The organism is Anoxybacteroides tepidamans (genome assembly GCF_014201465.1).
GTDB classification, from domain to species: Bacteria; Bacillota; Bacilli; order Bacillales; family Anoxybacillaceae; genus Anoxybacteroides; species Anoxybacteroides tepidamans.
The window spans coordinates 1-1,119 of record NZ_JACHEP010000054.1 but is presented as its reverse complement, the minus strand read 5'-3'; the positions used below and the strand labels follow the sequence as shown (position 1 = coordinate 1,119).

The 1,119-nt window shown below is 51.5% G+C and carries 1 protein-coding gene; it reads right to left on the bottom strand.

The window, feature by feature from the left end; genetic code table 11:
* Positions 1-6 precede the first annotated feature (6 nt).
* On the bottom strand, positions 7-1,119 hold a 1,113-nt coding region (locus HNQ34_RS17255; protein ID WP_183256541.1), incomplete at its 5' end, for an IS1634 family transposase.

The following is a 1,119-nucleotide window of genomic DNA, read 5'->3' as shown; positions in this document are numbered from 1 at the left end:
GTGTATCTAGGTGCGAGGATGGATGCCTAGAATCTTCGGAGGAGGCTCCAGCCCTAGAGCCGCAAAGAATTGAGCCTGTTTGGTCGTCAGTTCGGTTCGTTGATAAAGGTCGCCGTTTTTTGAAGAAAAATGTCCAAGCATGAGACGTTCGCATTCGTCCCTTACTTTCGGCCACGATTCATGGGTTCGAATCTCCACGATCCGAACCAGCAAGAGAGCGAGCCAGCTGAGTAGCACGTGCGCCCGAATGCGGTCTTCCAAGCGATGATACATAGGTCGCAATTCCAATGTGGACTTCAATGTTCGAAAGGCCTGCTCGATATCCACCAACTGCTTATATCCAAGCGCGACATCTTCGGCAGACAAGGTGTCATCGGATGTCCGGATGAGATATTTGCCGTCGTACTTTTCCGCGTCACGAACCGCCTGCTTGTCGATGCGAAGGGTTCCGTCCTTCAACTGGCGCAAGTATTTTCCGTAGGACGGATGGGAACGCAACCGGCAGGTAGCCTTATGATGGGCTTCGTTTGGGAGTTGGCGAAGCCCTTCTAACTCCTCTTTCAGCGATTCGAGCAGCTTTTCTCGCTCCTTGCGTTGGCGCTCAGCTTCGCTGGGATTGTACACGAGAACATATCGCTGACGCGCTTCTCCGTCTCCTACGTTGATTTCCTTGATATGCAAGTTCTCTCGGACTTGTTGGTAGCGCCCGCGACGGCTCAACGCCTCTTCGACGGAAGCTTTCCCGGATCGCATTTTTTCACCGACAATGTAATGTCCTCCTGCCTGTTGTAAGGTTCGTAAGTTTTCTTCAGAGGAAAATCCGCGATCCATGACACTGATGACACGACCGAGCTTCCAGCCGATGAGATCGTGTTTGACTTGTTTGATGACCGTCATGTCCATCGTATTGCCTGGCCATACCCAAGCGCGAATCGGGACTCCTTCCCGAGTGACGGCCAGCCCAATGACGATTTGGACAAGATCGGGTCGCTTGTCTTTGGAAAATCCCTGCTTTCGAAGGGATTCCTCTTCCGGTGTTTCGGACGGATCGACTTCGAAATAAGACGAAGTCGTATCAAAATAAAGCAAATCGACTTCCAGATTCAATAAGTCAGCTAC